The sequence below is a fragment of the uncultured Fibrella sp. genome (assembly GCF_964250085.1).
Lineage (GTDB): Bacteria > Bacteroidota > Bacteroidia > Cytophagales > Spirosomataceae > Fibrella.
The window spans coordinates 480,564-505,762 of sequence record NZ_CAXUEC010000004.1; the positions used below are offsets into that span (position 1 = coordinate 480,564).

At 52.5% G+C, this 25,199-nt stretch carries 21 protein-coding genes; 10 read left to right on the forward strand and 11 right to left on the reverse strand.

Going from position 1 to position 25,199, the window contains the following annotated elements:
- Positions 1 to 145: 145 nt before the first annotated feature.
- Entirely contained in the window at positions 146 to 1,627 is a 1,482-nt protein-coding gene (locus ACFE8Q_RS15560) for a xylulokinase (protein ID WP_375446328.1), read from the reverse strand.
- A gap of 167 nt (positions 1,628 to 1,794) precedes the next feature.
- On the opposite strand from ACFE8Q_RS15560, the gene ACFE8Q_RS15565 reads away from it, so the two are divergent.
- The 4 genes from ACFE8Q_RS15565 (at position 1,795) to ACFE8Q_RS15580 (ending at position 5,724) form a co-directional block, all read left to right on the forward strand.
- The gene (locus tag ACFE8Q_RS15565; RefSeq protein WP_375446329.1) at positions 1,795 to 2,547 is read left to right on the forward strand and encodes a metallophosphoesterase; all 753 of its coding nucleotides are present in this window, start codon (positions 1,795 to 1,797) and stop codon (positions 2,545 to 2,547) included.
- 124 nt (positions 2,548 to 2,671) lie between these two features.
- A complete protein-coding gene (locus tag ACFE8Q_RS15570) occupies positions 2,672 to 3,493 on the forward strand; it encodes a thymidylate synthase (protein ID WP_375446330.1) in 822 nt (273 codons plus the stop codon).
- 11 nt (positions 3,494 to 3,504) lie between these two features.
- Positions 3,505 to 4,257 carry a hypothetical protein gene (locus ACFE8Q_RS15575; protein ID WP_375446331.1) on the forward strand — a complete coding sequence of 251 codons (753 nt, stop codon included), beginning with the start codon at positions 3,505 to 3,507 and terminating at the stop codon, positions 4,255 to 4,257.
- 39 nt (positions 4,258 to 4,296) lie between these two features.
- Entirely contained in the window at positions 4,297 to 5,724 is a 1,428-nt protein-coding gene (locus ACFE8Q_RS15580; RefSeq protein ID WP_375446332.1) for a M17 family metallopeptidase, read from the forward strand.
- A 71-nt stretch (positions 5,725 to 5,795) separates the two neighbouring features.
- On the opposite strand, the gene ACFE8Q_RS15585 is transcribed toward ACFE8Q_RS15580, so the two are convergent.
- Positions 5,796 to 6,779, reverse strand: a complete 984-nt coding sequence (locus ACFE8Q_RS15585) for a glycosyltransferase family 2 protein (protein ID WP_375446333.1) — start codon at positions 6,777 to 6,779, stop codon at positions 5,796 to 5,798.
- Between the two features lie 229 nt (positions 6,780 to 7,008).
- Positions 7,009 to 9,264 (reverse strand): sialate O-acetylesterase, encoded by a 2,256-nt coding sequence (locus ACFE8Q_RS15590; protein WP_375446334.1) that lies wholly within the window; start codon positions 9,262 to 9,264, stop codon positions 7,009 to 7,011.
- A gap of 138 nt (positions 9,265 to 9,402) precedes the next feature.
- Between ACFE8Q_RS15590 and ACFE8Q_RS15595 the strand changes: the two genes are divergently transcribed.
- From ACFE8Q_RS15595 to ACFE8Q_RS15610, 4 genes are all read left to right on the forward strand, one after another.
- Positions 9,403 to 10,359: a glycosyltransferase family 2 protein gene (locus ACFE8Q_RS15595; RefSeq protein WP_375446335.1), complete on the forward strand. Its 957-nt coding sequence runs from the start codon at positions 9,403 to 9,405 to the stop codon at positions 10,357 to 10,359.
- The gene (locus ACFE8Q_RS15600) at positions 10,322 to 10,912 is read left to right on the forward strand and encodes a WcaF family extracellular polysaccharide biosynthesis acetyltransferase (protein ID WP_375446336.1); all 591 of its coding nucleotides are present in this window, start codon (positions 10,322 to 10,324) and stop codon (positions 10,910 to 10,912) included. The genes ACFE8Q_RS15595 and ACFE8Q_RS15600 overlap by 38 nt, the downstream gene beginning before the upstream one ends.
- On the forward strand, positions 10,909 to 11,661 hold the full coding sequence (locus ACFE8Q_RS15605) for a glycosyltransferase family 2 protein (RefSeq protein ID WP_375446337.1): 753 nt from the start codon (positions 10,909 to 10,911) through the stop codon (positions 11,659 to 11,661). Before ACFE8Q_RS15600 ends, ACFE8Q_RS15605 begins: the two co-directional genes overlap by 4 nt.
- Positions 11,662 to 11,793: 132 nt before the next feature.
- Positions 11,794 to 13,014, forward strand: coding sequence for an MraY family glycosyltransferase (locus tag ACFE8Q_RS15610; RefSeq protein ID WP_375446338.1), 1,221 nt, complete (start codon positions 11,794 to 11,796; stop codon positions 13,012 to 13,014).
- A gap of 88 nt (positions 13,015 to 13,102) precedes the next feature.
- Here the strand turns inward: ACFE8Q_RS15610 and ACFE8Q_RS15615 are convergent, their stop codons facing one another.
- The 4 genes from ACFE8Q_RS15615 to ACFE8Q_RS15630 all read right to left on the reverse strand — a co-directional run bounded on the left by ACFE8Q_RS15615 (position 13,103) and on the right by ACFE8Q_RS15630 (position 17,321).
- Positions 13,103 to 14,815, reverse strand: a complete 1,713-nt coding sequence (locus tag ACFE8Q_RS15615) for a pyruvate dehydrogenase complex dihydrolipoamide acetyltransferase (RefSeq protein ID WP_375446339.1) — start codon at positions 14,813 to 14,815, stop codon at positions 13,103 to 13,105.
- Positions 14,816 to 14,973: 158 nt separating this feature from the next.
- Entirely contained in the window at positions 14,974 to 16,098 is a 1,125-nt protein-coding gene (locus tag ACFE8Q_RS15620; protein ID WP_375446340.1) for a lytic transglycosylase domain-containing protein, read from the reverse strand.
- A 272-nt stretch (positions 16,099 to 16,370) separates the two neighbouring features.
- Positions 16,371 to 16,607 carry a hypothetical protein gene (locus ACFE8Q_RS15625; RefSeq protein WP_375446341.1) on the reverse strand — a complete coding sequence of 79 codons (237 nt, stop codon included), beginning with the start codon at positions 16,605 to 16,607 and terminating at the stop codon, positions 16,371 to 16,373.
- Positions 16,608 to 16,688: 81 nt separating this feature from the next.
- Positions 16,689 to 17,321: a DUF4126 domain-containing protein gene (locus ACFE8Q_RS15630; RefSeq protein ID WP_375446342.1), complete on the reverse strand. Its 633-nt coding sequence runs from the start codon at positions 17,319 to 17,321 to the stop codon at positions 16,689 to 16,691.
- Between the two features lie 93 nt (positions 17,322 to 17,414).
- On the opposite strand from ACFE8Q_RS15630, the gene ACFE8Q_RS15635 reads away from it, so the two are divergent.
- A complete protein-coding gene (locus tag ACFE8Q_RS15635; protein ID WP_375446343.1) occupies positions 17,415 to 19,205 on the forward strand; it encodes an ABC transporter ATP-binding protein in 1,791 nt (596 codons plus the stop codon).
- A 263-nt stretch (positions 19,206 to 19,468) separates the two neighbouring features.
- Positions 19,469 to 20,602: an acyltransferase family protein gene (locus ACFE8Q_RS15640; RefSeq protein WP_375446344.1), complete on the forward strand. Its 1,134-nt coding sequence runs from the start codon at positions 19,469 to 19,471 to the stop codon at positions 20,600 to 20,602.
- Positions 20,603 to 20,606: 4 nt separating this feature from the next.
- Here the strand turns inward: ACFE8Q_RS15640 and ACFE8Q_RS15645 are convergent, their stop codons facing one another.
- The 4 genes from ACFE8Q_RS15645 to ACFE8Q_RS15660 form a co-directional block, all read right to left on the reverse strand.
- The gene (locus tag ACFE8Q_RS15645) at positions 20,607 to 20,954 is read right to left on the reverse strand and encodes a hypothetical protein (protein WP_375446345.1); all 348 of its coding nucleotides are present in this window, start codon (positions 20,952 to 20,954) and stop codon (positions 20,607 to 20,609) included.
- A 118-nt stretch (positions 20,955 to 21,072) separates the two neighbouring features.
- Positions 21,073 to 23,625 (reverse strand): penicillin-binding protein 1A, encoded by a 2,553-nt coding sequence (locus ACFE8Q_RS15650; RefSeq protein ID WP_375446346.1) that lies wholly within the window; start codon positions 23,623 to 23,625, stop codon positions 21,073 to 21,075.
- 240 nt (positions 23,626 to 23,865) lie between these two features.
- The gene (msrB, locus tag ACFE8Q_RS15655) at positions 23,866 to 24,378 is read right to left on the reverse strand and encodes a peptide-methionine (R)-S-oxide reductase MsrB (RefSeq protein WP_375446347.1); all 513 of its coding nucleotides are present in this window, start codon (positions 24,376 to 24,378) and stop codon (positions 23,866 to 23,868) included.
- A 47-nt stretch (positions 24,379 to 24,425) separates the two neighbouring features.
- Positions 24,426 to 24,869, reverse strand: a complete 444-nt coding sequence (locus tag ACFE8Q_RS15660) for a DMT family transporter (RefSeq protein WP_375446348.1) — start codon at positions 24,867 to 24,869, stop codon at positions 24,426 to 24,428.
- Positions 24,870 to 25,199 lie beyond the last annotated feature (330 nt).

Below are 25,199 nucleotides of genomic sequence, written 5' to 3' on the forward strand. Positions count from 1 at the left end.
GCGTAAGGTTTGCGTTTCCGGCGTATTCAACGTCAAACACGAAAGCTGACTCAAGGCTTGTTTGCCCAAAAGTAAGCAACAACAGCCAGTAAATTAGGTGGCAGTAGCCGTTGTAGAACGTACCGACGGCTACTGCCAGTTACTACTACTGTTTTTCCAGAACCGCCAACCAATTGGCATATGCTTCCTGGTAGGCCTCATGTACGCGTGGATCAGGATCGAGGGTCCGTACCAGGGTCAAGCCGCTAAAGGCTTCGTCGCGGTTGGCGTAGTAACCCAGGCCAAGCCCGGCACCACGGGCAGCCCCCTGCGCCCCGTCGGTATTGTATAGTTCAACCGCCGCACCCGACAGGTTGGCGAACGTGTTGCCAAATAACGGGCTCAGGAACATATTGGCCTCGCCCGCCCGAACGGTTTTCAGCCCTACACCTACCTGCTCCATCACTTGTATGCCGTAGTACAGTGCGAAAACGATACCTTCCTGCGCCGCTCGTACCACCTGCGGCAAGCCGTGCCGGGTGAGGTTCAGGCCCTGGAACGTAGCGCCCAGATCCCGGTTTTCCAGTACCCGCTCGGCCCCATTCCCAAACGGCAAACAGACCAGTCCATCGGCCCCGACAGGTGCTTTTTGAGCCAGTTCATTCATGCTGTTGTAGCTGATACTCTTCTGGAACAGCGTGTTACGCAGCCAGCTATTCAGGCTACCCGTGCCGTTCACGCACAGCAACACGCCATAGCGCGGTGCCTCGGGCGTATGGTTCACGTGCAGAAACGTGTTCACCCGCGACTGCGGATCATACTGCGCTTTATCGCTCACGCCGTAGACCACGCCCGACGTACCTGCGGTGGCGGCTATTTCGCCCGGCTCCAGCACATTCAGCGACATAGCATTATTGGGTTGGTCACCCGCCCGATACGTTACCGGCGTGCCCTCGGCCAGCCCGGTTTCAGCGGCAGCGGTCGCCGTGAGCCGACCCTGATCACCGAAAGTAGGCCGTAGCGGCGGCATCAGCGACGCATCAAACCCATAATACTGCATCAGGAAATCGGCCGGGCGGTTTTCCAGGAAATCCCACAGAATACCTTCCGACAAACCCGACGCGGTGGTAACAATTTCGCCCGTAAGGCGGGCCGCCAGGTAATCGCCGGGCAGCATAAAGTGCGCTACGTTGGCGTATACATCGGGCTGGTTTTCTTTCACCCAGGCCAGTTTGGCGGCCGTGAAATTGCCCGGCGAATTCAGCAAATGGCGCAATACCCGATCCTGCCCCAGCGCCTCAAACGCTCGTTGCCCGTATGGAACAGCCCGGCTATCGCACCAGATGATCGAAGGCCGCAATACGTTAAGCTGGGCATCCGTCACCACCAGGCCGTGCATCTGGTACGAGATACCAATAGCCTTAATGTCAGCAGCTTGAACACCGGCGGCGTCCATTACTGCGCGAATGGCCTGGGTGGTATTGTGCCACCACAGATCGGGTTGTTGCTCAGCGAAACCCGGCTGCGGGGCATCGATCGCCATTTCGGTTTCGGGAAAAAAGGCAGAGGCAACCGCCTTGTTTGTAGCGGCGTCGACTAAACAGGCTTTAACGGATGAACTACCGAGATCAAGTCCAAGGAGAAACATAGAGTGGGGTTAATTGTCATTAAGTGGTCATCGGGCTTCGCTGTCATTGATTGTCATTAGTTGCAAAGACGATGAATGACAGCGAAGCCCAATGACCACTTAATGACAGCGTAGCGTAATATGACTGTAAAATTAAAATGTTATTTTCGGCTAATTATACCGTTTCAATGCACAAACAAGCAGTTTTTATTGGAGATGTCCACGGTCGCCATCATTGGCAGAGCGTTGTAAAAACCTGGCTCGATCATGCCGATCAGATCGTTTTTCTGGGCGATTACCTGGATACGCACGACCAGCACATGACCACCGATCGGATAGAAGCCAATTTCAAGGAGATCATCAAGCTGAAACGTACCCATCCCGACAAAATTAGGCTTCATCTCGGCAATCATGACTTTTATTATTTCTACAACAATCCCATGTTCATTGGGTCGGGCTACCACGAAGAGGCGGCTCAGGAATGGCATGAGTTGATAAAGAAGAACGTCGATCTGTTTCGGCTGGCGTCCCGCTTCGACCAGACCTTCGCCAGTCATGCCGGCTTTACCAACTGGTGGGTTAAGGAATTTCAGGAGGCTTATGAACGAAAAGTCCGTCAGCCACTCGAACTGGATAACCTCGTTCCGGTCCTGAACAATTGCCTGAAAACCGTTTCGCCGGATACGTTTACCAACCTGATTGCAACCGTAGGCGTAAAACGAGGCGGCCTGTCGCCGTCTGGTGGCCCAATCTGGTGCGATCAGCGCGAGCTTCAGGCCGATCCGCTGACGGGTTTCAATCAGGCAGTAGGCCACACTCCACAACCGGGCGGGCGGTATACGCAGACCCACGCTACTGGTGGTGAATGGCTCACATTCAACGACTTAGGCGAAGCCGCTATCACCCAGCCTTTCATCCTGCTTTACGACAAAGCAGATTGAGTGTAACGCGGACTTCAGTCCGCCTGTTGACTACCACAGATGCGGACTGAAGTCCGCGTTACACTCAACCGGTTAGCGAAGACAATTCGTTTTGTACTTTTGCCGCTTCAATTCAGACTTAGTTATGCAGCAATACCACGACCTGCTTCGTCATATTTTGGCCAATGGTGCCCGCAAAACCGACCGTACCGGTACGGGCACGCTCAGCGTTTTCGGCTACCAGATGCGCTTCAACCTGCAAGACGGGTTCCCGTTGCTGACCACCAAAAAAGTCCATACCAGGTCGATCATCCATGAGTTGCTGTGGTTCATAAAAGGTGACACCAACATTAACTATTTGAAAGCCAACGGTGTCAGTATCTGGGACGAGTGGGCCGACGAGAACGGTAACCTCGGCCCTGTGTATGGCAAGCAGTGGCGTAGCTGGCCTGACCCCAACGGCGGTAGCATCGACCAGTTGTCGGATGTATTGCGGCAACTAAAAAATTCGCCCGATTCGCGGCGGATGATCGTTACGGCCTGGAATCCGGCCGATATTCCGAACATGGCGTTGCCCGCTTGCCATGCCCTTTTTCAGTTCTACGTGGCCCCACCCGATCCGGAAAAAGGCGAAACCCGCAGCAAGCTATCCTGCCAGCTTTACCAGCGTAGTGCCGACGTTTTTCTGGGTGTACCGTTCAATATTGCGTCATACGCGCTGCTTACCATGATGGTGGCCCAGGAATGCGGATACGACGCCCACGAGTTTATCTGGACGGGCGGCGATACGCATCTGTACAGCAACCACCTGGAGCAGGTCGAGACCCAGTTATCCCGGTCGTTCCGGCCGTTGCCAACCATGCGCCTGAACCCCGATGTTCGGTCGATTTTTGATTTCACGTACACCGATTTCACGCTCGAAAACTACGACCCCTGGCCTGCCATCAAGGCTCCCGTCGCCGTTTAGCCGTAGTGTCCATGAACATACTGCTCGTTAAGGTTACGCTGATGCCGGTTGTGATTGGCCTGGTAACGCTGGTCAGTCGCCGGTGGGGAAACAAAGCGGGGGGCCTTATTGCCAGCATGCCGTGGATAGCCGGTCCAATCCTGCTGTTTCTGATTCTTGAACACGGTAAAAACTTTGGCATTCAGGCGGTTCCCGGCATCCTGACCGGCATCCTGTCGCTGATCGGTTTCTGCTACTGTTACGCCCGGCTGGCCCCTTATCTGGCCGGTCTGTGGGCGCTGCTTCTCTCCTACCTCGTCTTCGTGCTGATTGCCCTGCTTTTCACGGCTATCAACCTGGATTTACTGACAAGCTACGGGATAGTCATGGTTAGTGTCGTGTTGGCGTTACGTTTTTTTCCAACGCCAGCAGTAACCTCACCAGCAGTCAGGCGATTGCCTTATGACGTACCAATTCGGATGATCGTCGCCACTCTGTTTGTAATCGGCATCACCGGGCTGGCGGCTTTGTTGGGGCCAACCTGGAGCGGCATTTTAACTCCATTTCCCATCATTACGTCTATTCTGGCGGTGTTTACGCAGCATATACAAGGCAGCAGTGCGGCCATTGTTACCCTGCGGGGCATTGTGATGGGCTTGCTGGGCTTCACCACGTTCCTGTTTCTTCAGGCCTTCCTGCTGCCTGAATTTTCGGTGGCCCAGTCTTTTTTTCTAGCCTTACTCATCAACGGCGCCATCAATCTTGTTGTCAGCAAAGTAGCCTGACCGGCAGCGCCGGTCAGGTCGTTTATTCATATCAACCTCATGCACATTCATCTTCATACTACGGCGCCTGCTGCTGCGGCCACAATCTGGCCATTGGTAAAAGGCCAGCCGTTACCTACAATAGCCCAGGTAGCGCAAGCCGATTTTAAAGGCGACCTCCACGAAGCACAGTTGCTGTACACCGCCGAAGGTCAGAAAATATGGCTACTCGGCTTAGGCGATACACCCACAAGCCACGATTACCTACGCGCCGTTCGGAAATTGACCTATACGCAGAAAAGCAAGCTCCCCGCCTCGGTGGCTATTGACCTGACGGGGTTGCCCATGCCGGTTGTGGAGGCGGTGGTGCTGGGTACGTTGGGCGGCGGCTACAACCTGAAATTATACCACACCAATCAGCCAGAACCGGGTCCTTTCTACAGCCAACTGGGTGAGCTTCACTTGACGGTGGCTGAAGTTGATTATGACGTCGCTCAGCGAGCCATTGAGCGGGCTACCATCATCTGGGACGCGCAACGGGCCATGCTCGATCTGATGAACGCGCCCTCGAACTACAAAACGCCGCAGGTACTAGCCGACTGGGCAGTAGCTTCCGGCCGTGAATATGGCTATAGCGTAACGGTTCTGGATCATGATGAACTGGCCCGGCAAGGCTACAACGCGCTGCTCAGCGTGGGGCAGGGAAGCGAGAATCCACCGATGCTGCTGATTCTGGATTACAACCCGGCCAACGCGACGGGCACCACCGTTGGGCTGGTGGGCAAAGGCGTAACCTTCGATACCGGTGGTTTGTCGATCAAGCCGTCGACCAACATGCACCTGATGAAAAGCGACATGGGTGGGGCCGCCGCTGTGCTGGGTACGTTGGAAGCCGCCGCCCGCCTCAACATTCCCCGGCGCGTTGTGGGGGTGATTCCTACCACAGAAAATGTAGTCGACGGCATGTCTATCAAACCCGGCGACGTCATCACGTCCTACATCGGGAAAACCATCGAGATCATTGACACCGATGCCGAAGGCCGCGTCATTCTGGCCGACGGCCTGGGTCATATGGTGCGGCATATTCAGCCCGATGTGCTGATCGATCTGGCTACCCTGACGGGTAATGTGATTGCCGCGCTGGGGTATCAGGCTGGTGGTTTATTTACGCAGAACGATGAATTATCGACGCAGTTACAGGCAGCGGGCGAACGTACCGGCGAACGGCTATGGCGTTTACCACTGTGGGATTCGTATAAAGACGACCTGACTTCTGATGTGGCCGACGTAAAGAACTTCAGTGGCAAACCCATCAATGGGGCCATTGCGGCGGCTAAATTCCTGGAAGTATTCACGGAGAAACACCCCGCCTGGGCTCACCTCGACATCGCCGGGATGGCGTTTGCCGACACGGAATTTGGCCAGCAGAAAAACGCCACCGCTTTCGGTATACGGCTCCTGATCGACTTTTTGTTGGTGAGTGGCTAATAATAGGCTGGTAAGTTGTGTGGCAGTAGTGCGTCGTAGCGATTCAGGTACACGACTTACCAGATTATACTTTACAAATACAGCACCCGGTATTTAACCGAGCCGTAGAGCCGCCAGAAAACAGACAGGAACGGAGTAGCCACGGCTGTAAACATCGCCTCCTTGGCTACCTCCCACGTACCTGAACCGGCCCCGGCAGGCCAGCGCTCAATGGCGAGCCAGACCGTGAGGCCAACGTATGTCAGCAGACTGATCAACACCAGTGGAACGTACCCAAAACCCGCCGATATGAGGGCCACAACGAGGCTGATGATGGTTGTGTAATAACGCAGTACCATAACTTCATGCCGGGGCATACGTTGCCGAAACAAATCAGGGTGCCGTTTGTAGAGCAGTGCGTCGTAGCGATTCTGCCGTTCGTTGGTCAGCACGGCATAGCGGTTGGCCACGCGAAACGGACGGACTACAGTAGCTTCAGGGCATTTCAGGATGGGAATACCGATCTCAAGCAATTTGAACTGGAGGTCGGCATCAACGCGCCAGGCCAGGTCAAACGATTCCTCAAAACCGCCCGCCCGCTGTAAGGCAATCGTTTGGCAAAAGCAGTTGGCCGTTAGAAAATCGCTGATTTCTACCACACGATCAATACTTCGCTGGGCACCTGTTACCCGAGCTGGATACGTGGTACGAACCGTACCCGTAACAACCTGCGCGCCACGCATAAACATACGCTGGGCAGCCAGTAACCAGCCCGGTTGGGGTAGACAATCATCGTCGGTAAACGCAATATGCTGACCTCGGGCCGCCCGCCAGCCCCTATTCCGGGCGGCAGCCAGCCCCATTGAGCGAGGTTGCGCCAAATACCGAACCTCAATATGGCTATGGCGCGCAAACTCGATGACCAGTGCTGCCGTTTCTGGTTGGTTGGTGTCGTCGACAACCACAATTTCGAACTGATCCCGGGCTAATTGCTGCTGGCTAATAGCCTGTAAGCAGTTTTGCAGGCGAGTGGGGGCATTGCTGGTGGGCACCACCACAGTAAAATAGGGATTCATAGTAGTTGAATAGTCATAGGATCTATTCGGCATAGGCAATAGGCATGCCGAATTGGTCCTACAAAAACGCCGTTCTGCTATACTTTGTCGGAATGACTAAAAAAAGCGATTTAATGGCCGTTTTATTACTATACACCACTTCACGCTCGTATCTTGTCACAGCAGGTTTACTAGCTATGTGCAACAACTGACCCATTTTTCCACGCCGAAATCGCTGCCGTAAGTGTTCTTACTCCACGCGTAGTCGGTAGGTTTGGCTGGCCGCGAAGGCTGGCTTCAGTTCAATAATATAAATGCCAGCCGATAAAGTCGGCAGCGCAATAGGGAGTGGACTTACCCCCTGTTTACGGTGCGCCTGCTGGAGAATAACCCGGCCAAATGCATCTGCTACGATCACCTCAATTGTTTCGTTCAAACGGGCGTCAGGTACGTTGACCTGAACGGATTGGCCAGTCCTGACAGGGTTTGGCCACAGGGCTGGTTCGCTATTGATGGGCTCGGTAGCCAGCGGGGCTTGTATGGTTATCGACACAGACGTAGAAACTGAACAGATTCCCTGCGTCACCGTAACGCTATAGAGGCCACTCAAGCCAGGCGTGAGCCCATATTGTATCAAATCACGGGAGGCCGTGACGAGCCCGCCAGGACCATTCCAGAGGTACGTGACCGGATTGCCTGTTTCGGTGCCGAAAACCCCTACCGACAGCGTTAGCGTGCCGCCGTAAGAAACCACTTTATCACCCGTTACTATAGCAGATAGGGCGCACGGAGGCAACAACCGGCCTTCGGCCACATTGCTCGCGCCCGATTCGGCACGCTGGCTCGCCAGTCGGACGCGATATGCATAAGGCCCCACGCCGCTGCCCGTGGGCATGTCGGTATACGTGGTTGCTGTACCAGCCAGTCGGGCAATCTGGCTGAACGACGAGCGGTTACCATCAGACCGCTCCACCAGGACCGCCGTTGCTTCGGTGGTACCTGCCGTCCAGGACAGTGAAATTTCCTGCCTGGTTGTACGGGTTACAACCAGATTCGTTGTCGAAGGCAATGCGCGGGCCACCGGGTAGCGGTCGAACGTAAAGGCCCGTATGCCCAACTGGTTTCGCAACGTCGGGCCATCATAAAAACCGCGGGGCGCTTCGCCATAAAAAGACGGAAAATAAGACAATGCCTGTACAATTCCCGGTTGCCGCAAAGCCAGATACACCCGGTTCGCTTCCGCGCTACCGCCCGTGAATTGCCCTTTTTGCCCATCAGCCAGAAAAAGATCGATCAATCGTCGGGTGTAGGTTTGCCCGTTTTTCGTCAGTAGCGAGTCGACGGACCAACGCATCTGCATGGCCGGCTCGAACACGATCGTCAGCGTATCGTTGCGGCTATTCTGAAAGACCTGCCGCACGTTGGGCGAGTTCACTTGCTCACTGGCCCCACTGGCGTATAGGTCGCGTAGAATCTGGTCTGCCTGCTCATAGCCGATCTGCCTGCTACCTCCTAGCCCATAATGCAACCCATCGTATTCGGCCGTACCAACGGTGGCAATATTGCTCACACCCTCAGGGTAAATTTCGGGCAGCCGACGCTGAAAGTCACGCAAGGCACCTGCGTCCGGCGACCCGTCCGAGAGCACGTTTATCTGGCTAACATACAGGCGCGGATTAGGGCCATAATCCTGCCTAAGCATCCGGTAAAGCCGCTCAAAATTAGCCGGATAGTTTGCCGTCGATGAGCCCGCTTCGGCTTCCCCCTGCTTATAGATAATGGCCTTGATCTGATTTTGTACACCTGCCCATTGGGTCCGGTATAGCAGGCGTCCGTAGAATGTGGTCAGATCAGCGGGGTTATTGGTATTGCGGTCCGCAAGCTGACCAATATTTGCCCCTCCTTCAGCCCCCGTAAGCAAGCCAATCGGGATTTGTGCTCTTTTTTGAATTGCTTCTCCCAGATATAACCCAAAGGCCCCAACGGCGGCGTAGGGCTGCAACGCCGGTGTCCACTGCATCGACGCTACAATATCTGCACCGTATACGTAGCCACACTGGCGCAGAAACTGGTCGTTCACCGCAATCTTATCCAGACCAGCGCCTCCAATTGCGTTCGACTGGCCATAAATTAAAAATACATCACCACACACAAGCCGTTTCCGTTCCGCTACCAGCGTTGAGTCGCCCGGCAACCGATGAAGGTAGATACGAAGGGTATATTCGGCCAGTTCAGCCCGAATGATAGGGTCAAATCGAAATGTACGACTGGCAGTGAGGTTAACCTGCTGGCTTTGATTGATCGTACCGGCCCGGTCCAGTTGCATGGTTAGGCGCCGGACCGATGCATCTGTGACTGTTCCCTCAACTAATACGACTGCCTGATTGGACGGGTTACGCGGGAACAATTGAAAATTGCGCGGGAGTGTCTGAAATACAACGCCTGACTGACCCCAGGCCGACAGCCAACTACTCATTACCAACAGGAACGCGTAGCTATACTTCATAAAGTGAGGTTTTTCAGCTAAAATTGCAAACTTGTTTTCGTTGGAAACGCAATTTGTTACCTATCAAGTCAATAAAATGACGTGGTAATATACGTTTCAAACTGCAGGAACATAACTGCTTTTCTTAAACGGTTTTTTATGAGCGGCTTGTCCGTAATTATTCTCACTCACAACGAGGAAAAACACATTGCCCGCTGCCTGACCAGCCTACAAGCTGTTACAAATCAGGTCTTTATTGTCGACTCTTTTTCAACTGACCAGACCGTATCCATTGCCCAGTCTATGGGCGCTGTAGTGGTGCAAAACACCTGGTCTACCTACGCGGTACAGTTCAACTATGGCATTGCGCACACACCCTTTCGAACCGACTGGCTGATGCGGATGGATGCCGACGAATACATCTTACCCGAACTGGCTACTGAAATCAATCAACGGCTGGCAACCATACCCAACGATGTCAGCGGCGTGTATGTGAAACGGCGCGTGATGTTTATGAACCGCTGGATCAGGCACGGAGGCTATTATCCGATCTGGCTGTTGCGGCTATGGCGACAAGGCCGGGGCATCTGCGAGCAAACCTGGATGGACGAACATATAAAGCTCGATAGCCAACCCGTTTCCGGGCAGAACGTACCCGGACGTGAGACAGCCGCCAAAACGATTCAGTTTGTCCATGATCTGGTAGACCACAACCTCAATAACCTGACCTGGTGGACACAAAAGCACAATAACTACGCTACCCGTGAGGTTATCGACCTGTTGAATATTCGCTATAATTTTGATGAAACGGTACGGGTAGCTCCCCGCCTGTTTGGCACTCAGGAAGAGCGAAAACGCTACCTGAAAGAGAAGTACGCCACCTTACCCCTGTTTACGCGGCCTATCATCTATTTCCTTTTCAGGTACGTTGTCCAGTTCGGTTTTCTGGATGGACGAAAGGGATTTGTCTGGCATTTTCTACAGGGCCTTTGGTACCGCTTTCTGGTCGATGCCAAACTGATGGAGGTTTACAACCGGGCTGGTCACGATAAAAGCGCCATTATTGCCTACTTTAAAGATGAGTACGGAAGAGACCTCACAACCGGTGTCCGCTAGTGCAGGGCAAACTGACCTGTCGCGCTACAACAACGACTGGTTTAAGCCGGGCCCTCGCTGGAAGATGCTACTCTGGCACTTCACAAACGCTCTGTTTTTCAATTCATACGCCCCGCTGCCATCGCGCGTAAAAGTCAGCCTGTTGCGTGCCTTTGGCGGTAAGGTCGGCGTTGGTGTCATGATAAAACCGGCCGTTAACATCAAATATCCGTGGTTACTTTCCATTGGCAATTACGTCTGGATTGGTGAAGGTGTGTGGATCGATAACCTTACTCAGGTAACCCTTGGCAACCATGTGTGCCTGTCGCAGGGAGCCATGTTGCTAACAGGAAATCATGATTATCGATCAGCCACGTTCGATTTGAAAGTAGCGGCGATTCAGCTCGAAGACGGTGCCTGGATTGGGGCTAAAGCAACGGTTTGCCCGGGCGTGCGGGTGGAATCACATGCTATCCTCTCTGTTGGCTCAGTGGCGAACCGATCATTGGCGGCTTACACAATCTACCAGGGTAACCCGGCAGTGGCCATCCGCAAACGCACGATCAACTCATGACCGTTTCAATTATAACGGTGGTTTATAACGGTGCCGAGACAATTGCCGAAGCAATTGACTCGGTACTGGGGCAAACGTACCCACATATCGAATATATCATCATCGATGGTGCTTCGACAGATGGAACGCAAGCCATTATTACCCGGTATGGTGCCCAGATCAGCCAGTTTGTGTCTGAACCTGACCGGGGTTTATATGATGCCATGAACAAAGGGATACAGCGGGCAACAGGCGATATTATCGGTATTCTGAATGCCGATGATCTGTACCGTCATACCGACGTCATCAGCCGCATTGTCGATACGTTTACTCAGCACCAGGCCGATGCCGTGTATGGCGATCTGGTATACGCCCAGCGTCATGCGCCCGACCAGGTTACACGCTACTGGCAGGCAGGTACGTATAAGCCAGGTGCATTTTTGCGCGGCTGGATGCCGCCACACCCTACCTTTTTTGTCCGCTCAAAGGTGTATCGGCAGCATGGTTATTTTACCACCAGCCTACGGTCTGCTGCTGATTACGAATTGATGTTACGCTTTGTGCATAAACACAACATTCAGGTGGCCTATCTCAACGAAGTGGTGGTGGTTATGCGGCTGGGTGGCGTTAGCAACAGTAGTTTATTAAATCGGCTACGAGCCAACCAGGAAGACCGGGTAGCCTGGCAAATGAACGAGATTAGGCCTAACTGGTTCACACTCTGGCTAAAACCACTGCGGAAAATTGGCCAGTTCTGGCAACGAAAGTAGCCGACCGTACGATAAGCCTTGACTGAACATTACTTGCATAAGCTTGTCATTAACATAAAAAGTACAATTTTTGCAAACTGAGTACTAGTCGAGTAGTCAGTGACCAACCTCCCATCAGCCTTAACTAGTCTTATGAATCCGGATCTACTACTTGCCTACATACAGCAGAAGCTGGCAGAAGCAGCCTTTCAACAGGGCCTCTATCACGCTATAATGGCCTTTCTGGTGGCTAGCTTTGTGGCGGTAGTATCGATTCCGGTGATCATCAAAATCACCGAGATGAAGTCGCTGATGGAGAGCCCCGACGATGCCCGGCGCGCTCATAAAGTGCCTACGCCGACGTTTGGTGGTGTAGCCATTTTCGCCGCCGTGCTGATCAGTTATTTTGTCTGGCCAATCGATGACCCGCAGGATTTATACCGTACCAACTTATCCATCGTTGGCGCGGCCATCCTGTTTTTTATTGGCATGAAGGACGACCTGGTTGGCATTGACCCCAACAAGAAAATCCTTTTCCAGTTACTGAGCGCCTGTAGCCTGATCTTTCTGGGCGATCTGAAGCTGGACTATCTCTACGGCATTATGGGTTTTCACCACATTGCGGGCGTTGTTAGTATTGCACTCACCTGCTTTGTGTTTATCGCCCTTACCAACGCCATTAATCTGATCGACGGAATCGACGGACTGGCCGGGGGAATTGCCACGATTGCTTCGCTCACCTTTGGCAGTTGGTTCCTGTTATCTGAACACTATGCAATGGCTACTATGGCCTTCGCGCTGTCGGGCGGGCTGGTTGGCTTTTTGCGGTTCAACTTCTCGAAGACCAGCAAGATTTTTATGGGCAATACCGGTTCGTTACTGATCGGTTTTTTCCTGGCTTTCTTCGCCGTTCGTTTTGTAAACCTGAATGCCGCCTACCGGTTCGAACCGCGCGCTTTTTTCAATGCGCCCATTATCGCCATCGTAGTCCTGATTGTGCCCATCTTCGACACGTTGCGGGTATTCATGGTGCGGCTGCTCAACGGCAAATCGCCCTTCTCGGCCGACCGGAATCACATGCACCACATTCTGCTCGACAACGGCCTCACGCATGCCGGAGCAACGATGGTTCTATGTGGCGCATCGTTATTGAACACACTGCTGTTTTTATTCCTGCATCAGAACATTTCCAACACGCTGTCGCTGATCATTCTGATTGCGTCATTTTTTGTGTACTTATTCATTGGGTCACTCCTGAAAATGCGGGCCGTCTACGTATCAACGCATCCCCGTCGCCGGATGGCTGCACTGCGTCGTGAATTTCAAAGTGCAATTACAGGCCGCGACGGTCGCCGCATCACCGATTTGCTCTAAATTTCATCCTTCTTCTGGTTTTATTTGACCTAAAAGGGCCGCCTCCCAGCATGGGAGGCGGCCCTTTTAGGTCAAATAAAACCAGGATTTACACAAGCATCTTCATTGGATCTTCGAGGAATCCTTTCAACGTTTGCAGGAATGCCGCGCCCGTTGCGCCATCGACGACGCGGTGGTCGCAGGAGAGCGTAACTTTCATTACGTTGACAGGCTTCGGTATGTCACCGTCGAAAGCAACCGTCTGTTTGATAGCACCAACGGCCAGGATACACGAATCGGGCGGGTTAATGATCGCGGTAAACTCGTCGATGCCAAACATGCCGAGATTGGAGATGGAGAAGGTGCTTCCCTCCCAGTCTTTGGGCTGAAGTTTTTTCTCTTTCGCTTTGCCCGCCAGCACTTTCACCTCACCGGCGATGGTCGACAGTGTTTTCTGATCGGCATTGCGGACTACCGGCACAAGAAGACCTTCATCGACAGCCACGGCTACACCGATATTCACGTAGCTGTACTTCCGAATCTTGTCGCCCAACCACGATGAGTTTACGGCTGGGTGCTGTTTCAACGCCAGCGCCGACGCTTTAATAACAAAATCGTTGAATGATACTTTCGCGGTAGCTACAGCATTAACCTGTCCGCGTAGCGCCATCGCCTTGTCCATGTTAATTTCCATGGTCAGGTAAAAATGCGGGGCAGTAAACAGGCTTTCGCTCAACCGACGCGCAATCGTTTTGCGCATCTGGCTCACAGGTACGTCCTCGTACTCACCAGCGGGAGTAGCAACGGGCTGAGGTGCCGGAGCTACCGGTGTTGGGGCGGGTTGTGCGGCGGGAGCAGCCTGCGGCTGTGCAACCGGTTTGGCAGCCGGTGCCGCCTGTGGGTTGAACGACTCTACATCGGCTTTAATGATCCGTCCTTCCGGGCCGGTACCGTGAACCTGCTGTAGATTGATTCCTTTCTGTTCGGCAATAGCTTTGGCCAGCGGCGATGCCTTCACCCGACCATTGCTGTCATGCCCATTTTCAGTTGAAGCAACAGGTTGCGCAGGGGCTGCAGCGGGAGCAGACGCTTCGGCAGGGGCCTGCGGAGCGGGAGCGGCACCGTTGCCTGAACCGTCGATCAGTACTTTAAAGTTGGCTCCTTTTTCACCCACAACGGCAATAACGGCGTCAACAGCAACTGAATCGCCTTCTTTAACGCCGATGTATAGCAATGTGCCTTCTTCATAGGCCTCAAGGTCCATAGTGGCCTTGTCGGTTTCCACTTCGGCCAGCACATCACCCGATTTTACGGTATCGCCTTCCTTTTTATGCCAGGCAACAATAGTACCTTCCGTCATGGTATCACTCATCTTCGGCATCCGAATGACCGTGGCATTAACGGCTTCGGCAGGTGCCGCTGACAGCGCCTTGGGATCGGCCATGTTGGTGTTTACCTGAGCAGGGTCAGCTTCTTTGGGAGCCGGGTTGTTGGCTGGCTTGATCGTTTCCTCTGCTTTGGGGGCCGGAGCCGCCTCAACACTACCACCTGAGTTGCCGGATAACAACGCCTGGAAGTCTTCACCCTGCTTGCCGATCACGGCAATGATGCCATCTATCGGAACAGCCTGGCCTTTTTCTACTCCGATAAAGAGTAACGTACCCTCGTCATAAGCCTCAAGGTCCATGGTGGCCTTGTCAGTTTCGACCTCAGCAAGTACATCGCCCGACTTTACGGTATCGCCTACTTTTTTATGCCATTCTGCGATTACACCTTCAGTCATGGTGTCGCTCATTTTGGGCATTCGGATTAATTCTGCCATATACAATCGGGGAGATTCAACGTATCAACAACGAAGCACCAAAATTAGCTTAAAAAAAGGTTCGAGGTTCACCGTTTAAAGTCCAAAGGGCTGCGCTTATTCACAAAACGTGATTTAGCGCAGCCCTTTAGACTTTAAACGGTGAACCTTGACCCGTTCTATACCCACTCCCAGCGATGACGGGGACGACGCCCTGTACCTGGTGTCTGGCGCAGAAAACGCGGGCGACGGAACCGAAGTACCATCAGACCCAGCAGTTTTGGGACTGGCTGGCCTTTTTGCTCACGCGTCAAATCAGTTGAGCCGGTGATGGGGTCAGCACTCGCGTAGCTGGCCGCTGCCAGCAGGATATCGGCCAGCGATGGTGCCTCGAGGAATGATTCACCAACGCGGGGGCCCCAGGCCGGATCGATCTTATCGATATCGGCCAGTTCGTTATCCTCGCCAATGGCAACTACGGATGAATTTTTAGTACCAGGCAGCGCTTTCAGATGACTCGGTAAGGGGCGCGTCAGGTAGCTGATTACATCACTTGAGAGCAGCATCTTGTACTGCTGTGGATTCGTCAGCAACTCTTTGTATGCCAATACCCGGTACAGGTACGTGCTCGTTTCCCGGTATAGTTTCAGGCTGAAGTAATTGTTCTCCCGCTGCTGAATCATGCTGCGTTGCACATGACCAAGTCCAGAGTTGTAAGCGGCCGCCACCAGTGCCCAGGAGCCTAACTCATGGTGCAGGTCGCGCAGTAACCGGCAAACAGCGGCGGTTGATTTAGCCAGATCATAGCGTTCGTCGATATCGCCATTCACAACAAGGCCTAAATCGCGGGCTGTCTGAGGCATCATCTGCCAGTAACCCGATGCACCTTTAGGCGAAACACAATCGTTGACCAGCGCACTTTCTGCCAGAGGGATGTACCGAAAATCGGCTGGAATATCGAATTTCCGCAGAATCGGATCAATAACGGGAAAAAATACAGCAGCCCGTTTCCGGATAATGTACAATTCCTCGCGCTGCGACTGACACTGCATCAACGTGCGCATCCACTGCCGCGACACGTACGAGTTATCAATAGGGACAGCCTCCCCGCAAAAATAGATGGGAACGAACCGACGATTGGTGTCGGCGTTCAGCATGAGGGGCGTATTCAATCGACTGGAAATCGCCACCGGGTTATCGAACTGTTGGCTGGTGTCGGCGGGCATGCCCGATTCGGCCAGCACAGGGACAAGGGCTGGTTTAGCCAATGTCATCAGAGCAGAAAATCCTACGGTTTTTATCAAAATGTTACGTATTTGTTGACAACCTAAAGCGTCTTTGCAACATCAATTAACTGAGATAGTGCAAAAACAACAGACTGCAAAAATACCTAATTTAGACCGTCCCTCCTACTCCTTGCTCTGCGAATTATCCAATGGACTAGTAAGTCGATCTGAGAAAAACCCAATTTCATAGGCTTCAGGCTGACCATATAGCCATTTATACCTCCAATCAGTCAAATTAACAGTAAGATTATATTGATTGAGTGGATCAGGAAAAATTACAATTCAGCACTTCAGTCAACACCCTCATCGTTGACGTATTCCTGCTCGCCGATCGTGTCGGCAGTGGGTTTCTTTTCGCTATTCTCTGCCGGGTTTTCGGCCTTGTTAATCACCAGATTCGGGTCCAGTTCAGGCTCCTGAGTGCCCTCGGTTTCGGTATCATCATGTTGCTGATTACGGGCCATTGTGCCCACCACACCCTGGTTTTGATCGATTCCGGGCTCGTAGTTAGTTGGTTCACTTTCCATCGTATGTCGCGTTTCTTAATACATGACCCTAACCCCAGGTACGTTCAAAGGTTACTGAAACTTATTGCCGGTGCGTCAGAACTAGTGCCGACCGTTGCTACTCCGTGGAAACTGGTCAAGTGGATTACCGGGCTGTTTGGGAGTGGCTTTGGTGAAGCGCAATTTTCGGCGACCCAGCAAACGGACCACCACAAAAATTAATAAGCAAGCGATTAGGGCGAACGCAAACAGGGGCAGGAAAACGGTCAGGATTGACAGAATCAGCGAGGCGGCGTTTTCGCCCGTTGCCACCACCGGGTTGGCCAGGCCACCGGTGGTGGCAACCGAGCCCAGGCGCAACAGGCTGGTACCGGCCTGTACTAAACCGGCCGCACCACCGCCGAGCATCAGGCTCAACGCCCAGCGGACCATCTCATCGTTGACGTGCAGAAACGAGGTCGACAGCAACGTACCTGCCACAATGGCCACGGGCATGGCTACGGTATCCAGCACATTGTCGAGCCAGGGAATGTAGTAAGCGCCTAACTCGAACGATGTAGCAATGGATAAGCCAATAATAGCTGGCCAGCTAGCGATAAATTCGTAGCCAGGCATGGTACCAATCAGGCCCAGTTTTGTGCCTAACGCAGCCACCAGCATGGGCACGAATACGCGAAATCCACAACAGGCCGCCAGGCCGAGGCCTACACAGGCACTTAATATCCAATCGATCATGATCACGTAGGAGAGTTGGTTTCCTGAACTTGATAACTCAATATTGCTGTTAGTGGTGAGACGAACGAACTGTTCAGCCGAAATTTTTTTCCAGTGAGCGACGATAAGAAAAGTGCCGGAGCGCCGGCTACCGGGCAACCGGCTGGCCGATTGTTTGATGTAGCGATCCTGAAACGACTCTATGCCTTTGTGCGGCCCTATCAGGGCCGTTTTTACCTGCTGGTTGGGGTTATTTTGCTCGGGGCCGTACTGGCTCCGGTGACGCCGTTGCTCATTCGGCGCACCATCGATACCCAGATTGCCAGTTCTGACTATTGGGGCCTGACCGTTATGCTTAGCCTGATGGTTGGCGTACTGGTGATCCAGGCGTTTATTCAGTTTGCCAATGCGTACCTCTCCGGCTGGATGGGGCAGCATGTGATTCGCGATATTCGGGTGCAGCTCTACAGTAAGATACTTGGCCTTCGTCTGAAATTTTTCGATAACACACCCATCGGTCGGCTTGTTACCCGCACGATCTCCGATATTGAAACGCTGGCCGATGTCTTCACTGAAGGTATGGCTGCTATTGCGGGCGATATTCTGCAACTCATTCTGATCATCGGCGTCATGTTTTACACCGACTGGCGGCTGGCCAGTATCAGTCTGTCGATGGTGCCGCTGATGTTGCTCAGCACCTATATCTTCAAAGAGAAAATCAAGGCTTCGTTCAACGAGGTTCGCACTGCGGTGGCTAACCTGAATGCGTTTGTGCAAGAGCATATTACAGGCATGAACATCGTGCAGATTTTCAATAGTGAACGAATCGAGGCCCAGAAGTTTCGGGGGATCAACGATGTACACCGGAAAGCCAATATCCGGTCGATCTGGTATTACTCCATTTATTTTCCCGTGGCTGATATTCTGGCGGCGGCTGGTACGGGCCTGGTTGTGTGGTATGGTGCGCGGGAGATTCTGAACGAGCAGGTCACGTTCGGCACGGTCACCGCTTTCGTGATGTTCATTAACCTGTTCTTCCGTCCCATTCGGATGCTTGCCGACCGCTTCAACACGTTGCAGATGGGCATTGTTAGCGCCGACCGGATTCTGACCCTTCTCGATAGCGACGACTACACAGCCAATGAAGGCAGCTACGCACCCGTCAAGCTGAAAGGCGACGTGAACTTCGAGCATGTATGGTTTGCGTACAATGATGACAACTACGTTCTAAAGGACGTATCGTTCCAGGTACGTTCCGGCGAGACCATTGCGTTTGTTGGCGCTACCGGTGCCGGCAAATCGTCGATTATCAACCTGTTGAGTCGGTTTTACGATATTAACCGGGGCCAGATCACCATTGATGGGCACGACGTTCACGAGTATGAACTGGCCGCTTTACGCAGGCAGATAGGCGTGGTTTTGCAGGACGTTTTTCTATTTTCAGACACGATCGAGAACAACATCACGCTGGGCGACCCCGCCATCAGCCGTGAACAGATTGTTGAGGCCGCCAAATTGGTCGGCGTCCATGAGTTTATTATGCGGCTTCCCGGCGATTACAATTATAATGTGCAGGAACGGGGCGCAACTCTGTCGGTAGGGCAACGGCAGCTCATTTCGTTTGTGCGGGCGATGGTGCAGAACCCCCGCATTATCGTGCTCGACGAGGCTACTTCGTCGGTAGATACGGAGACGGAAGAGATGATTCAGGAAGCAATCAGCAAGTTGATGCGTGGCCGGACGGCCATTGTTATTGCCCACCGCTTAAGCACTATTCAGAAAGCCAATCAAATCATCGTTGTCGATAAAGGCGAGATCAAAGAACAGGGCACTCACGAGCAATTGCTGCAAATCGAGGGCTTCTACGCAAACCTCTACCGAATGCAGTATAAAGAAGTGGTTTAAATTTAGTACAGGGCTACTAGCCTGCCTGCGTATTCCAATAGAATCTGGGCAGACCGTTTACCTCATTTATAAAATCAGCTACTCGATGGCAACGCATATCCCATACCGTCAACTTAAAAGCAGTCACTTAGGCGTTATTTAAAGATAGACTTTTACCAGTGATACCGTTTGAATAAGAAATTCTGAAACCTGCACGTAACAAAAGGGTAGGAATCGCTAAATTCAATATATTAGCGATACAGCATTGAGATAAAGGGTACGTTATGGGACTGCTCCGATTGTTACTGGCCGCACTAGTCGTATTTGTACATGCAGGTCCACTGCCCGGGTTCCCTACTATGGGCGGTAGTTTGGCCGTGCAAACTTTCTACATGATCTCGGGGTTTTACATGGCCCTGATCCTGAATGAAAAATACGTTGCCCAACCCCACGCATACCGCCTGTTTCTGACCAATCGTATCTTGCGATTGCTGCCTATCTACTATGTGGTGCTCAGCCTCACGCTGTTGACAGCCATCCTGATGAGCCTGACACTGGGCTATCCTGAACTGGAATCATTCAAGGCCCTGCGCGACAATTATGATCGGATGGCTCCTACGACTCTGGCGTTCCTGACGTTCAGCAATTTAACGCTAATCGGGCAGGACTGGCTCAGTTTTCTGACCATAGATCCAACCGCAGGTACGTTACAATTCGCGTCTGACTTCAGCCGGGCACCGGTTAATCTGAATAGTTTTTTGCTCATTCAACCCGCCTGGACGGTCAGTCTGGAATTGACGTTTTATGTAGTGGCGCCCCTGCTGGTACGCCGTCGCAGTTGGGTGGTGGCGGGAATCATGCTTCTGTCGATCGCCATCCGTTGGGGACTGCGTCATTACATTCACCTCGACAGCATGGCCTGGAGTTACCGCTTTTTCCCTTCCGAACTGCTTTACTTTCTGTCTGGGGCGCTGGCGTATAAAGCCTACCGGCAGCTTAAAGCTAAACGCTTGCCAAACTGGCTTTGCCCATTGGCCATTGGCCTCACGCTGATTTACACCTGTTTCTTCGGCATCATTCATCAGGAGCTTACGCAACTGGGCATGTCTGGGGGCGTGGCATCGGCTCTCTATCGACTAACGATCTTCTTTTCGTTACCCTTTGTCTTTTTATACACCAGTCATAGCCGCCTGGACGGAAAAATAGGGGAGCTATCTTACCCGCTCTATATCAGCCATTTTCTGGTTAGCGAAATACTCGCGGCCTGGCATGTTGGCGGGGAGTACATCAATTTATACACGCTGGTTGTGTCGTTGGGTCTGGCATATGCCTTGAACCGACTGATTGGGGAACGGGTTGAACGGGTCAGGCAGCGTGTTTTTGAGCGAAACACCCTTGTTCGGCCGTCGCTGGCTTAATAGCTTACCGATCGTCGTCCAGATCGTCTTCCTCATCGTCGAGTCCGGCTCCGGTAACGCCTTCGCTGGTTAGCTTCTGCGGATCGCCAACGGGAGGCGCAGCCGGAGGAGCACCTGCCATGCCAACGCCGCTGCCATCCAGTGCGTAGGCGAGTGCGTTGGCCAGGTCATCGCCCGGACTTGTTCCCTCTTCGGCCGTAGGTTTCTCAAGGCCAGACGGGTTTACATCGTCAGGTACGTTGCCGGTATACTGACTCGTCTGATCAATCACCTGCTCATCGGCCCCCGGGTCATTTTCCATGCCCGTAGGTACGTTGCTCAGGTCTTTGTTATTGCCTGGTCCGTTTTCCATAAAAAAAGAGTTCGACGTTTTACGGTTCAAGACCCAACATCACTATTGCTGGCAGGCAACACGACGATGGTCTTTATACGTAAACGCCAAACTCTTTTTATGCACTAAAAGGCCTAGCCTACGGTCTCTGGCGATTGGTTGTATCGGCCGGTTCAGGAACAATTACCGGTGGCGGAACAAACAGCGAATCGGTACCGCCAGCACCGCCAGCCGTTGAATCAGATGACTCCTCGCCAGTACCTTCATAATCATCATACTCGTTGGCGCAGTTGTCATACTGTTTCTGAATATCCACGGTTGCCTTAGGGAAAGGCCCCTGCAAGTTTCGGAATCGGGGGTCTGCGTACACCTTTTCGAGGAACCCACCAACCAGCGGCAAGGCCGTTTTTGCTCCTTCGCCCATGTCTGTAGACCGGAAATGGATGCTTCGATCATCGCCACCGACCCACGCGCCAACTACAAGTTTGTCGGAAACGCCCACAAACCAGCCATCGGAGTTGTTGGACGTGGTGCCCGTTTTGCCGCCCATCTGGTGATTGTGCTTAAAGAGGTCGAACGACCATAGATTCTGCGATGTGCCACCCCGCTCCTGCAAGCCGCCCTGAAGCATATAGAGCATCAGGTAAGCCGATTCGGGGCTAATGGCCGGGCGTCGCTCCTGCTTAAACGATTCGATCTCGTTACCATCCCGGTCTTCGATGCGCTGAACGATCATCGGTTTGGTATATTGGCCTTCATTGACAAATGTGCAGTAAGACGCCACCAGTTCATACAAGGATACATCCGACGAGCCCAGGCCAACTGATGGCACTGCCGCCAGTTTGCTGGTGATTCCCAGTTTATGCGCGTATTCCACTACCCGTTCGGGGCCAACCATATCGGTTAGTTGAGCAGTGATTGAGTTGACCGACCGCGCCAATGCCCGACGGAGGGTCATGTTGGAATAGGTGAACCCACCACCGGAATTTTTGGGCTCCCACACTTTCTCCTCGCCGTTTTCCCGGTACGGTTTCCGGAAGGGCTGATCCCGGATTCGGTCGCAGGGGGTCATGTTGAAGGCCGTATCGTCGATCGCGGTCGCATAAACGAAGGGCTTAAACGTTGACCCCGGCTGGCGTTTGCCTTGTTTTACGTGGTCATATTTGAAGTAATCATAATCAAGACCACCCACCCAGGCCCGAATAAAGCCACTATGCGGGTCCATAGCAACCATACCCGCCTGTAGAAATTTCTTGTAGTAAGCAATCGAATCGTACGGCGTCATGTTGGTCCAGCGTGAGCCTTCCCAGTCGAAGACTTTCATGCGCTGCTTTTTGACTTTCATGTAATAGTCGACCGAATCGGGATAAAGCTGGAATCGTTTCACCAGCCCTTTATACCGTTCTGTACGGCGGGCTACCGAGTCGATGAAGCCGGGTAGTTCTTCACCGTTTTCGTCGGTCCAGGGGTTACGGTCACGCCAGTGATTATTGAAGGTTCTTTGCAATTTCTTCATCCGTTCCTGCACCGCATCTTCGGCGTACTTCTGCATGCGGGAGTCGATTGTGGTGTAAATCTTCAGCCCGTCGGTATACAGATTCCGTTCGTTGCGCTCTCCCCATTCCGTCACGAACTCGACCACCGCATTTTTGAGGTAGCTGGCCGGTCCCGCATACGGATTTTCGGGCGTGTAGTCGGTTTTCAACGGCAATTCACTCACCGAATCGGCCTGGGATTTAGTCAGGTATTTGTATTTAGCCATCTGGCCCAACACGATGTTGCGGCGGGTCAGTGAGTTTTTGGGGTTCTTGAGCGGATTATAATACGTGGTAGCTTTCTGCAAACCGACCAGCACGGCTCCTTCCTGGATGTTCAGGCTGTCGGGCGCTTTATTGAAGAAGGTGCGGGCCGCCGTTTTAAGGCCGAACGAATTTTGACCAAAATCGACCGTATTGAAATAATAGGTCAGGATCTCATCTTTCGTAAAATTCCGTTCGAGGGTCATTGCCATCAGCCATTCCTTCGACTTATAAATCACCTTACGTACAAACGGCACCCGGTTCAGGAGGCCATCGCGGGTGCGGCGGCGGGTTTTAAACAGGTTTTTGGCCAATTGCTGCGTGATCGTCGACCCGCCGCCGTCACGTCCGAAGCCAAAAATTGCCCGGCCAATGGCGCGTGGGTCAATGCCGCCATGCTCGTAGAAACGGGCATCTTCAGTAGCAACAAGGGCCTGGATAAGGTGTTTGGGAATGTTTTTATGCTCAATGGGCGTCCGATTCTCCGCATAGAACTTGGCAATCATCTGCCCGTCCAGCGAATAAATCTCCGATGCCTGATTCAGTTTGGGGTTCCGAATCTCCTCAACAGTAGGCATAGCGCCCGTCAGGTACAGAAAGTTTGTTTGTAGCACAAACACGTACCCAAGCAGGAAAAACAGGAGGTACAGGCTGTATTTGGCCAGGCCCCGCAGGTACGGATAGTACCAGCTATGGGGGTCTATGTATTGATGAACGAAAGCCCGGAACTGGTTACGGCGGGCGCTTACTTTATCTCTCCAGGTCTCTACACGTTCTTCGCCCACGATGCGAACAACGTGGCTTCCTAACTGCTTCCTCCGGCTCCGTATCCGTTGCCGAAATTCGCCAAACGCGTGCCGCACCGACCGAAGCCGGTTTATCTCTTCACTCATACAGTAACGATTGGTACTATCAGGGCTTATTGGCGACCTACCAGGCCGCCAGGCATGAGCAAAGATAACGTAAACAAGGCCTATTTTAGTAAAAATGCCCCTCACTCAATCCCATCCGGGATGAAGTGAGGGGCATTTTTATAGTTTACCGTTTGCTGTCTACTGTTTGCCGTTACTCCGCCCTGTTGCATCACGTACCTGAGCAAAGCAACGGCAAACAGTAGACAGCAAACGGTAAACTTATTTTTTCTGGAACGTCATGGCCACACCGTTCATGCAGTAACGAAGACCAGTTGGCTTAGGGCCGTCGTTGAATACGTGACCCAGGTGACCGTCGCATACCGAGCAGACCACTTCGTCGCGCTCCATGCCGTAGCTATTGTCTTTCGCCACTTTCACGGCATTTTTCGAGATGGGCTCGAAGAAGCTCGGCCAACCCGTACCCGACTCGAATTTCGCCTTTTCTGCAAACAACGGGTTCTTACAGGCCGCGCAGTAGAACGTTCCTTCTTCGTGTACATTCAGCAGCGGGCTGGTACCAGCGCGTTCGGTGCCGTGTTCGCGCAACACAGCGTACTGGTCGGGCGTCAGTATTTTCTTCCATTCAGCATTCGTTTTCACCACCCGCTTTCCGCCCGGTGGCGTTTGACCCTGCTCATAGAGAGCACCAGTTTGTTTGGCGGATGAATTGGTCTGGCAAGCCAGCGAAATAAATATAGCAATTGCCGTTAGGCTACCGAGGATGAATTTCATTGATCTCTTGTGAAGTATGTCTTTATATAAACGTGAAATTCTGTTTATCAGTTTTTCACCACCAGCAAAACGCCCAGCAGGATTAAACCAATGCCCAATAAACGCCAGCCGTTGGCCGAGTGCTGAGTGAACCCAAGCAGGCCGTAATGATCGAGTACGACCGCCGCCAGCAGTTGGCCGGCTACACTCAGACTCACCAGATTGGCCGTACCGATGCGCGGAACCGACAAAATAACGGTAGTTACATAAACGGCCCCGATTATACCACCTGTCCATTTCCACCAGGATAACGAACGGAGCGTGGCCATCTGTGGCACCAACCCGCCCGTACTCAGGTGTACAATCAGAAGGGTGAAAAAACCGGTGCCAAATGAAATAAGAGAAGCTAGCAGCGGATTGTTGAGTGCCAGCCGCAGATTGGAGTTCACGCCAGCTTGAATAGAAATGGCAATACCAGTCAGAAATGCCAGGATCAGGAAGAGGTAATACATAGTTGAGGTTGGCTAGCGTGCAATTTACTATATCAGTCGAAAGGCCAGTTATTAACGCGTAAATGCCGTCTGCTAATGATCTAGAATTCATAATATACCGTATGTGATATCCTATAAGTAAGTTACTTGTTTTTTAGTATCCGTAATAATACTATTTTCGGCTTATTACTGTAAGACTTTAGGGCAATAGTTACCTTAAGAATTTACTATTTCAGGGAACAGTAACGCTATTTTATTCTCATTCTTTTTAGTGTAAACAAGTACACTACTTAGACCCGCTTTCGATTACCAGAGAACATTGTACTGATTATACACACTCACTAAATTTTC

Bases quoted from the DNA above. Each gene is read 5' to 3' on its own strand.
- ACFE8Q_RS15560 (WP_375446328.1), bottom strand. From the start codon at position 1,627: ATGTTTCTCCTTGGACTTGATCTCGGTAGTTCATCCGTTAAAGCCTGT.
- ACFE8Q_RS15565 (WP_375446329.1), top strand. From the start codon at position 1,795: ATGCACAAACAAGCAGTTTTTATTGGAGATGTCCACGGTCGCCATCAT.
- ACFE8Q_RS15570 (WP_375446330.1), top strand. From the start codon at position 2,672: ATGCAGCAATACCACGACCTGCTTCGTCATATTTTGGCCAATGGTGCC.
- ACFE8Q_RS15575 (WP_375446331.1), top strand. From the start codon at position 3,505: ATGAACATACTGCTCGTTAAGGTTACGCTGATGCCGGTTGTGATTGGC.
- ACFE8Q_RS15580 (WP_375446332.1), top strand. From the start codon at position 4,297: ATGCACATTCATCTTCATACTACGGCGCCTGCTGCTGCGGCCACAATC.
- ACFE8Q_RS15585 (WP_375446333.1), bottom strand. From the start codon at position 6,779: ATGAATCCCTATTTTACTGTGGTGGTGCCCACCAGCAATGCCCCCACT.
- ACFE8Q_RS15590 (WP_375446334.1), bottom strand. From the start codon at position 9,264: ATGAAGTATAGCTACGCGTTCCTGTTGGTAATGAGTAGTTGGCTGTCG.
- ACFE8Q_RS15595 (WP_375446335.1), top strand. From the start codon at position 9,403: ATGAGCGGCTTGTCCGTAATTATTCTCACTCACAACGAGGAAAAACAC.
- ACFE8Q_RS15600 (WP_375446336.1), top strand. From the start codon at position 10,322: ATGAGTACGGAAGAGACCTCACAACCGGTGTCCGCTAGTGCAGGGCAA.
- ACFE8Q_RS15605 (WP_375446337.1), top strand. From the start codon at position 10,909: ATGACCGTTTCAATTATAACGGTGGTTTATAACGGTGCCGAGACAATT.
- ACFE8Q_RS15610 (WP_375446338.1), top strand. From the start codon at position 11,794: ATGAATCCGGATCTACTACTTGCCTACATACAGCAGAAGCTGGCAGAA.
- ACFE8Q_RS15615 (WP_375446339.1), bottom strand. From the start codon at position 14,815: ATGGCAGAATTAATCCGAATGCCCAAAATGAGCGACACCATGACTGAA.
- ACFE8Q_RS15625 (WP_375446341.1), bottom strand. From the start codon at position 16,607: ATGGAAAGTGAACCAACTAACTACGAGCCCGGAATCGATCAAAACCAG.
- ACFE8Q_RS15630 (WP_375446342.1), bottom strand. From the start codon at position 17,321: ATGATCGATTGGATATTAAGTGCCTGTGTAGGCCTCGGCCTGGCGGCC.
- ACFE8Q_RS15640 (WP_375446344.1), top strand. From the start codon at position 19,469: ATGGGACTGCTCCGATTGTTACTGGCCGCACTAGTCGTATTTGTACAT.
- ACFE8Q_RS15645 (WP_375446345.1), bottom strand. From the start codon at position 20,954: ATGGAAAACGGACCAGGCAATAACAAAGACCTGAGCAACGTACCTACG.
- ACFE8Q_RS15650 (WP_375446346.1), bottom strand. From the start codon at position 23,625: ATGAGTGAAGAGATAAACCGGCTTCGGTCGGTGCGGCACGCGTTTGGC.
- msrB (WP_375446347.1), bottom strand. From the start codon at position 24,378: ATGAAATTCATCCTCGGTAGCCTAACGGCAATTGCTATATTTATTTCG.
- ACFE8Q_RS15660 (WP_375446348.1), bottom strand. From the start codon at position 24,869: ATGTATTACCTCTTCCTGATCCTGGCATTTCTGACTGGTATTGCCATT.